8 protein-coding genes are annotated in these 8,944 nt (G+C 69.3%); 4 read left to right on the top strand and 4 right to left on the bottom strand.

Translation table 11 applies throughout. From position 1 onward, the window contains the following. On the bottom strand, window positions 1-528 hold a 528-nt coding region (recO, locus tag HMPREF0975_RS09330; RefSeq protein ID WP_156808245.1), incomplete at its 3' end, for a DNA repair protein RecO. A 22-nt stretch (window positions 529-550) separates the two neighbouring features. Further along, window positions 551-2,332: a 2-isopropylmalate synthase gene (gene leuA, locus HMPREF0975_RS09335; protein ID WP_009233906.1), complete on the bottom strand. Its 1,782-nt coding sequence runs from the start codon at window positions 2,330-2,332 to the stop codon at window positions 551-553. 396 nt (window positions 2,333-2,728) lie between these two features. Here leuA and HMPREF0975_RS09340 point away from each other — a divergent pair, with 396 nt between their 5' ends. Genes HMPREF0975_RS09340 through HMPREF0975_RS09350 form a run of 3 tightly spaced genes read left to right on the top strand, consistent with a single transcriptional unit; the run spans window position 2,729 to window position 4,640 of the window. Beyond that, the gene (locus HMPREF0975_RS09340) at window positions 2,729-3,580 is read left to right on the top strand and encodes an ABC transporter ATP-binding protein (RefSeq protein ID WP_009233907.1); all 852 of its coding nucleotides are present in this window, start codon (window positions 2,729-2,731) and stop codon (window positions 3,578-3,580) included. Continuing rightward, complete coding sequence (locus HMPREF0975_RS09345; protein ID WP_009233908.1) at window positions 3,577-4,413, top strand: ABC transporter permease; 837 nt, start codon at window positions 3,577-3,579, stop codon at window positions 4,411-4,413. Before HMPREF0975_RS09340 ends, HMPREF0975_RS09345 begins: the two co-directional genes overlap by 4 nt. A gap of 2 nt (window positions 4,414-4,415) precedes the next feature. Beyond that, window positions 4,416-4,640 carry a helix-turn-helix transcriptional regulator gene (locus HMPREF0975_RS09350; protein WP_009233909.1) on the top strand — a complete coding sequence of 75 codons (225 nt, stop codon included), beginning with the start codon at window positions 4,416-4,418 and terminating at the stop codon, window positions 4,638-4,640. 23 nt (window positions 4,641-4,663) lie between these two features. Here the strand turns inward: HMPREF0975_RS09350 and HMPREF0975_RS09355 are convergent, their stop codons facing one another. Next, a complete protein-coding gene (locus HMPREF0975_RS09355) occupies window positions 4,664-5,413 on the bottom strand; it encodes a TetR/AcrR family transcriptional regulator (RefSeq protein ID WP_009233910.1) in 750 nt (249 codons plus the stop codon). Between the two features lie 114 nt (window positions 5,414-5,527). Between HMPREF0975_RS09355 and HMPREF0975_RS09360 the strand changes: the two genes are divergently transcribed. Further along, window positions 5,528-6,964, top strand: coding sequence for an MFS transporter (locus HMPREF0975_RS09360; RefSeq protein WP_009233911.1), 1,437 nt, complete (start codon window positions 5,528-5,530; stop codon window positions 6,962-6,964). Between the two features lie 136 nt (window positions 6,965-7,100). Here HMPREF0975_RS09360 and HMPREF0975_RS09365 read toward each other — a convergent pair. After that, the coding region (locus tag HMPREF0975_RS09365) for an aldehyde dehydrogenase family protein (RefSeq protein ID WP_009233912.1) at window positions 7,101-8,944 on the bottom strand (1,844 nt) is incomplete at its 5' end.

Here is an 8,944-nt window from a genome sequence, read left to right on the forward strand (position 1 = left end):
CACGTGGAAGGCCCGGTGCGGTCCGGGCGCGCCGCACCGGGCGCAGTCGTAGCACGAGGGCGCCCAGCCGCCCAGGGCCAGGGCGCGCAGCAGGTAGGAGTCCAGGATGAGTCCGGGCGCGTGGCGCCGGTGCGACATGGCGGCCAGGGCCCCGGCCAGCAGCAGGTACTGCTGGGGGCTGGCCTCGGTGCCGAGGTCCCCGTCGTCGGCGCTGAGGCGCTCGGCGGTCTCCACCATGGTCGAGGCGCAGGTGAACATGGCGTAGTCGGCGCAGATGGGCCGGCCGAAGGGGTCGATGATCTCGGCCTGGGTGACGACGTCGAGGTTGCGTCCGGCGTGGAGCTGGACGTCGATCATGGAGAAGGGCTCCAGGCGTGCACCGAAGCGGGAGCCGGTGCGGCGCACGCCCTTGGCGACGGCGCGCACCTGCCCGTGGTGGCGGGTGAGCAGCACGATGATGCGGTCGGCCTCGCCCAGCTTGTAGGTGCGCAGGACGATCGCCTCGTCCCGGTACAGCCTGCTCATCACGGAGGCAGTCTCTCACGCCCCCTCAGCGCAGGGCGCGATTGAGGGCGGAGATGACGGCCTTGAAGGAGGAGGTCGTGATGGAGGGGTCGATGCCCACGCCCCACAGGATCTGGCCGTCGATCTCGCACTCGACGTAGCTGGCGGCCTTCGCGTCGCGGCCCTCGCTCAGGGCGTGCTCGACGTAGTCCAGGATCCGCACGCTCAGGCCCGTGCTCTCTAGAGCGGTGACGAAGGCGTCCAGGGGGCCGTTGCCGGCGGCGGCCAGGTGCTTCTCCTGGCCGTCGTCGACGAGGGTGATGGTGAGGGTGGAGTCCTGGTCGTCGCCGGTGGAGGTCAGGGTGGCCCCCCGCAGCTCGAAGCGGCCCCAACGGCTGAGCTCGACCTCAGGGGCGGCCGCGGCCGGCAGGTACTCGTCGGCGAAGATCGACCACAGGCGGGCGCCGTCGACCTCGCCGCCGTAGGTGTCGGTGTGGCGCTGGACGATGCGGGAGAACTCGATCTGGAGGCGGCGCGGCAGTTCGAGCTTGCGGGTGGTGCCCAGCAGGTAGGCGACCCCGCCCTTGCCGGACTGGGAGTTGACGCGCACGACCGCCTCGTAGGAGCGGCCCACATCGTGGGGGTCGATGGGCAGGTAGGGCATGGACCACGGCACGGCGGTCTCGGCGTCGGCGCTGGGGAGTCCCTCGGCCTTCTTGGCGTCGACCTGCTTGGCGCGCGCGGCGAAACCCTTCTTGATGGCGTCCTGGTGGGAGCCGGAGAAGGAGGTGTAGACGAGCTCGCCTGCGTAGGGGGTGCGCGGGGGCACGTCCATGCCGGTGGCCCGCTCGACGGTGCGGCGGACCTCGTCGATGTCTGACAGGTCGAGCATGGGGTCGACGCCCTGGCTGAAGAGGTTGAGGGCCAGGGTCACCAGGTCCACGTTGCCGGTGCGCTCGCCGTGGCCGAACAGGCAGCCCTCGACGCGGTCGGCGCCGGCCATGAGGCCGAGCTCAGCGGCGGCCACGCCCGAGCCGCGGTCGTTGTGGTTGTGCAGGGACAGGCACACGGACTCACGCCGGGGCAGGTGGCGGCTCATCCACTCGATCTGGTCGGCGTAGACATTGGGGGTGGCGCGCTCGACGGTGGCGGGCAGGTTGAGGATGATCTCGCGGTCCCCCTCGGGCTCCCAGGCGTCCATGACGGCCCGGCAGACCTCGAGGCTGTATTCCAGCTCGGTGTCCACGAAGATCTCCGGGGAGTACTCGAAGCCGAAGATCGTGTCCTCATCCAGGACCTTCTCGGCGCGGGCCATGATCTGGCGGGTGCCGTCGACGGCGAGCTCGCGGATCTGGTCGCGGTCCATACGGAAGACGACGTTGCGGAACAGGGGCGACAGGGCGTTGTAGAGGTGGACGGTGGCCCGCGGGATGCCGATGCAGGCGTCCAGGGTGCGGTCGATGAGCTCGCCCCGCGACTGGGTGAGCACGGAGATGGTGACGTCTTCGGGGATCGCGCCGTCGTCCACCAGGGAGCGCACGAAGTCGAAGTCGGTCTGGGAGGCGGCGGGGAAGCCAATCTCGATCTCCTTGAAGCCCATGTTCACCAGGAGATCGAAGATGGCGCGCTTGGCCTGGGGGCCCATGGGCTCGATGAGGGACTGGTTGCCGTCGCGCAGGTCGGTGCTCAGCCAGCGGGGGGCGGTGGTGATGCGGTTGTCCGGCCAGGTGCGGTCAGGCAGGTCGATGCTGACGATGTCGAGGAAGGGCCGGTACTTGGCAAACGGCATACCGGAGGGCTGCTGGGGGGCGGGGCGGGCGTTACGCATCGGGGTTCTCCTGGGTTCAGGTGCTTCGTGGTTCCGACGGCGGTTCCGGCGAGAGCCCGTGAGGGCTCCGGGGAAGCAAAAGGGGAACGGTCGGGAACGTGGCCGAGCAGGACGAGTCAGCCGCGGTCGGGGTGCCGGCCTGTCAGGCCCCGCCGCGGCGACTAAGCAGGAGGCTTGCCCGCTGCCAGGCCTGAGGCCGTGGAGTCGCTCGCACGACGTAGACCCTACCCCGACGACGCCCCGTCGTCAGGTAAGGCGACCACGCGGGACCGCAGTATGAGACAAACTCCGAGGCGATCAACCACGCAGCACGTTCCTCGATCTACCGAACACCAACACCATAATGTAGCATGTCTGCTACATTCAGTTGCTGTTCTACTGAGGAAGGTTTGTGCGATGCCTCCAGTCATCACGACGGAGAACCTCGAGTTCTCCTACGGGGACGCCCCGGTCCTGCGCGGCATCGACCTGTCGGTCGAGGTCGGCGAGGTGGTCTGTCTGCTCGGCCCCAACGGCGTGGGCAAGACGACCCTCGTGGAGAACCTGCTGGGTTCGCTGACGCCGACGAGCGGCAGGGTCCGTGTGCTCGGCACCGATCCGCGCCGGGCGGGCGCCGACTTCTGGGCGCGAGTCGGGCTGGTGCAGCAGAGTTGGACCGACCACGCCAAGTGGCGGGTGAGGGACCAGCTGGAGTGGATCCGCTCGGTCCAACTGACGGCGACGAACCGGGTGAGCGGCGTCGAGGAGGTGCTCGACGCCGTCGGGCTCAGCGAGAAGGCCAACTCCCGACTTTCCCGGCTCTCCGGCGGGCAGCGACGCACCATCGACTTCGCGGCCGCCCTCATAGCCGCGCCCGAGCTCCTCGTCCTGGATGAGCCGACCACGGGCCTGGACCCAGCCTCGAAGGCACGTCTGCACGATCTCATCCTGGCCCGGGTCGACGACGACGCCACCATCGTCATGACCACCCACGACCTGGCCGAGGCCGAGCACCTGGCCTCACGCGTGCTCATCATGAACGAGGGGCGGATCATCGCCGACGGCACGGTCACGGCGCTGCGCGAGCGCCTCGACCGCGGCGCCGAGGTCACCTGGATCCAGGACGGCGCCCACCACGTCCACACCACCCACTGCCCCGAACGCTTCGTCAAGGAGCTCGACCTCGACGTCATCACCGGGCTGACCATCACCCGCCCCACCCTGGAAGAGACCTACCTCTCCCTCGTCAGTGAGGAGACCCACGCATGACCGCCCACACCATCCAAGCCGTCCTGCGCGCGGCCTGTCGCCAGGCCGCCGCGGACCTGCGAGCGGGCCTTGTCGGAACGAGCATCGCGCTGCTGGCATCCGCAAGCGCCATCGTGCTGGCCAGCAGGAGCACCCAGGCGACCGCCGAGGCCCACGCGACCTTCGGCCCCATGTTCCTCGCCAGCAGCATCGGCACGATCAGCTGCTTCATCACCTTCCAGATCGCCAGCGAGACCTACTCCGACCGCATCGGCGGCGCCCTGCTGCGGGTGCGCATTCTCCCCCACGGCCCACTGACGTGGGCGATCGGTAAGACGATGTCCTCGATCACTCAGACCGTCGCGTTCCAGGGAGCCATTCTTCTCGGCGGGGCTCTGTTCGTCGAAGCCCTGCCTCTGAGCCCGTCCCAGGTACTGGCCTGTCTGCCGCTCATGGTGCTGTCGGCCGTTGCGACGGCCCCACTGGGCTTCCTCGTGGGCGCCTTCGTCCGCGGCGTCTACAGCTTCATGGTCTCCTACCTGCCCATCTTCGCCCTCGTCGGAACGAGCGGTTTCTTCATGCCCATGGACCGCCTCCCCTCCTGGGTGCAGGCGGTTCAGCTGGCGCTGCCCACGTACTGGTCGGGGCACCTGACGCGCTGGGCGCTGGTGGGCGATCCCTCGTGGGAGGTGGGCCGAGCCTTCTCCCCGGCGCTCGCCGTCGGGGTCCTGGCGGCATGGACAGTTCTCGGCTTCGCAGGGGCCTCGTTCGTCGTGCGGCACAGCTTCCGCAAGGAGACGATCGGTACTCTGGCGCGCATGCAGTCCACCATCCGTTCCCAGACCGGCCTGTGACGATGTCCGACGACGTCGTCCACAACCGGATCGCGGTCCTGCGCGCCGACCGCCGGGTAAGCCGCCGCGGGCTCGCCGAGGCACTCGGCGTCCACTACCAGACGGTGGGCTACCTCGAGCGCGGCGAGTATGCGCCCTCGCTGCACCTGGCCCTGCGCATCGCCCGCTACTTCGACGTGCCCGTGGAGTCGGTTTTCTCCCTTGAGGAGTTCCCCCGACTGACGTGAGGCACCGCCCCCGCCCTCACGCTCTACCCCGCGGACCGGCCGTCACCTGAGGTGCTATCGGCCTCGATTCCAGCGATGATCCGATCGAGGCCGTAGTCGAGCTCGTACCCCTGCCCATCATCGAGAGCTCCGGCCTTGAGCACCTGCGCCATGGTGGCCAGGCCGTCGGCTTCGAGGCGGGTCAGGAGCCAGTTCGCGGATGCACCGCGGCGCGCATCGTGCACCGCGGTCGCCAGAGAGCGCTTCAGCGCGGCGACGGTGCGCACATGTCCGTCGATGAGCAGCGCAGCATTGAGCCGCTCCTGCAGCTCGAGCCCCGCACCGGCGAGCACCCGAAGGACTACTTCCATCCATCGCAGACGATGCGGCCCGGTTGGCATGCCGTGGACCGGGGCGTCCAGGAGCCAGGGGTGCGCGTCATAGCGGGCGTAGACAGCCAGCGCCCAGCGGCGCAGTCCGCCCGACCAGCCCTCAGAAAGATCCGAAAGGACCGGAGGCGGCCCGAAGGCGACATCGACCATGGCGGCGATGACCTCGTCCCGGGAGCTGATGTGCCGGTACGCCGCCATCGTGCTCACGTCTAGGCGCTGGGCGAGCTTGCGCACCGACACGCCTTCCAGGCCTTCATCGTCCGCGAGCGCGACACCCGCACGGACGATCTTGCCGATGTCCAGCCCTTTGCCCCCCTCCCGTTCTTCCGCCGCTTCGGATGCATCGACTTCCCAGAGCCACCGCACCCACTTGGGCGGGGCGTCCGGATCGGTGTGCGCCACTTTCCCTCCTCGTCCACTGGGGATCGGATTGCTCCGACCACAACACATGCGTACAGTGTACTCATGATCAACGTGTACGGCGTACACATTTCAGAGTCATGAGAGGACAACAGCATGAAGAACGAGGAAAGCTCCCCGGACCGAGGCGCCACAAGGTCACGCGCCGTCGCCACTACCGTGCTCATGGTGGCCACGTTCATGGATCTGATGGACTCGACGATCACCAACGTCGCACTGCCCACGATCGGCAAGGACCTCCATGCGACACCGGAACAGCTGGAGTGGACTCTCGCCGGTTACGTCATCGCGTTCGCGACGCTGCTTCTCACGGGCGGACGGCTGGGCGATATCTTCGGGCACCGGCGCATCTTCGTGATCGGGATCGTGGGATTCACCCTCGCCTCCCTCGGGGCGGCGCTGTCGCAGACAGGCGACCTGCTCGTCACGGCCCGCGTGCTCCAGGGCGGGTTCGCCGGCATCATGGTGCCCCAGGTGCTCTCCAGCGTGCAGGTGATGTTCGCGCCGGAGGAGCGCGCCCCCGTCCTGGGCATCATTGGAGCGCTGAGCTCGCTGGGGGCCATCGGGGGACTGATCCTCGGCGGCTGGCTCGTCACGGCCGACCTTCTTGGTATGGGCTGGCGCAGCATCTTCCTCGTCAACGTGCCGGTCGGAGTCGTGCTTGTCGCTGCGGCGCTCCTGTTCGTACCGAGGAGTCGTTCGGAACATCCGCTCAAGCCCGATCTGGTCGGGGTGCTGCTGGGCGGTCTCGGCGTCTTCCTGGTCGTCTTCCCGCTCACCGACGGCCGCGCCGCGGGGTGGGCATGGTGGATCTGGGCCATGCTGACAGCGGCTCCCCTCGTCATCGCCGCATTCACGTGGCAGCAGAGGCGCATGCTCAAGGCTCACGGATCCCCACTGCTGCCGCTCCCACTGTTTCGCGATCGAGGCTTTGCGAGCGGACAACTGGTGCAGGTGCTCTCGTCGATCGGCAACGGCGGGTACGTGCTCATCCTGCTGTACTACGTTCAGAGCGCACTCGGCTTCACCGCATTGGCGGCAGGGCTCACGCTTCTGCCTTTCGCACTGGGCTCCATGGTGGCCACACCCTTGGCGATCCTCGCCACGAGGCGGATCGGCAAGTGGGCCGTGCTGCTCGGCGGGCTAGTGCAAGCAGCTGCGCTGACCTGGGTCTTGTGGACGATCTGGACCGCCGGAGCGTCCCTGACGGGCTGGGACCTCACCGCCCCGCTGGCGCTGACGGGAGCCGGGCTGATGACCCTCATCATGCCGCTGACGAGTATCACGCTTGAGTCGGTGCCCACCCAGGACGCCGGAGCGGCATCCGGCACCCTGACCACCTTCGGTCAGATCGGTATGGTGCTCGGAGTCGCTCTTGCCGGGGCAGTGTTCTTCGGAATCCTTCAGGACACGGCCGACGCCCGCGACGCCGTCACAACCGCTCTGCGGGTGCCTATCGTGGCATACGGACTCGCCGGCATCGCCTCGGTGACGATGCCCGATCCAGCCAAGGCGTTACCGCAGGACGCCTGAGTCCTGTCCCCGTCCCGTCCACCCTGATCCCTTGCGATATGGAAGCCGTGTGGTGCCCTCCCCGGAACGGGGAGGGCACCACACGGTAACCGGCTCTACCACTCGGTCCCGATCCGGCGCCGCGGCGCCGGCCGGCCTACAGGAGGCCTTCGGCCAGGTCGAGAGGGGTGCCGAAGCGGTGGTTGGTGATGGCCACCGCCTGCTCGCGCAGGAAGGGCAGCAGCTCGGAGTGCGGGCAGGCCGTCACGGCGCCCGTGTACAGGGCGATATCGGGGCTCCCACCGGTGACCCGGCTGGCGTGGCTCCAGCGGGCGGCTGAGGTCTGCTCACGCGGACCTATGACGCGCACGCGCGTACCCAGTCCGCCGGAGGCGGACAGCTCGGCCAGGCGAGCGTCCCAGGCACCCTGATCCTCGACCGCCACCTGGACGCCTGCGGCCAGCAGCGCGTTCTGCAACGGCTGGGGCAACCGGTCCGCAACCGACAGGCTGATGAAGCCGCCGGCGCGCACCCCGGCCGCCATGACGCGTACGAGGTCGGCCAGGGCGGTTCCCTGCCCGGCGCGCACGACGACATCGACCGCCCGGTAGCGCAGGATGTTTCGTTCGCAGGCCAGGCCCGTCACGTCGCGGTTGGCGCCGTAACCGGCTCTCCAGGCGGAGGCGTCGGCCACCATGGCGCGGCGCAGCTCGGCCAGATCGGCGGCGTCCAGCTGACCGCTGACGGCGTCGCAGAGGCTGGCCACACGCGGGTCGAGGGCGGAGGTCCCCTGCTCGCCCGGGCCACCGGGCTCCCCCTTGTCCTTGCCGCGGGCGGGCTCGACCTCCCCCAGCCCCAGCAGGTAGGAGGGGCCGCCCGCCTTGATGGTGGAGCCGATGGCCGAGCGCTTCCAGCCGCCGAAGGGCTGGCGGCGCACGATCGCCCCGGTGATCCCGCGGTTGACGTAGAGGTTGCCGGCCTGGACTCCCTCGAGCCAGATCGCCAGCTCGGTGGCGTCCAAGGTCTGCAGCCCGGAGGTGAGCCCGTAGTCGACGGCATTGACCGCCTCGATGGCCTCCTGAAGCGTGTCCACGCGCATGATGCCGATGACGGGGGCGAAGTATTCGGTGAGGTGGAACTCGCTGCCGGGCACGACCCCGGCCCGGATGCCGGGCGTCCATAGCCCGTCCCCCAGGTAGCGGGGCTTGAGGACCCAGTGCTCGCCCGATCCCAGGGTGGTCAGGCCGCGCACGGCCTTCTCGTCGTCGGGCACGACGACGGGCCCCATCTGGGAGTCCAGGGACAGCGGCAGGCGCACCCGCAGGGAGGCGGTGGCGTCCACGAGCTGGCGGGCGATGCGCTCGGAGGTGCTGGCCGAGGAGACCAGGACCAGCAGGGAGGAGGCCGAGCACTTCTGACCGGCGTGGGCGAAGGCCGAGTAGACGGCGTCGCGCACGGCGATATCGGGGTCGGCCGAGGGGGTGACGATGATGGCGTTCTTGCCGCTGGTCTCCCCCAGCAGGTGCATATCCGGCTTCCAGGAGCGGAAGAGGCGGGCGGTGTCGTAGGAGCCGGTGAGAACCACGCGGTCGACGTCCTTGTGGGTCACCAGGTGGCGCGAGACGTCGCCGTCCTCCAGTGGGGCGAGCACCACGAGGTCCTCGGGGATCCCGGCGTCATGGAAGGCGCGCACGAGCTCGGCCGCGCAGCGCCTGGCGGGCGGGGCGGGCTTGAGGATGACGGCGCTGCCTGCCGCCAGGGCCGCGGCCACGCCCCCGGTGGGGATGGCCAGCGGGAAGTTCCAAGGGGAGGCCACCACGGTGACGTCCACCGGGGCGAAGCGCGCCCCGACCATGTGCTCGCTATCGTGCAGGAGCAGGGAGGACTCGGCGTAGTGGTGGCAGAAGTCGATGGCCTCGCTGACCTCCGGGTCGGACTGGTCGATGGTCTTGCCAGCCTCGGAGCCGGCGACCTCGATGAGCTCGGCGCGCCGGGCGGCCA

It is taken from the genome of Actinomyces sp. oral taxon 849 str. F0330 (assembly GCF_000239715.1).
GTDB classification, from domain to species: Bacteria; Actinomycetota; Actinomycetes; order Actinomycetales; family Actinomycetaceae; genus Actinomyces; species Actinomyces johnsonii.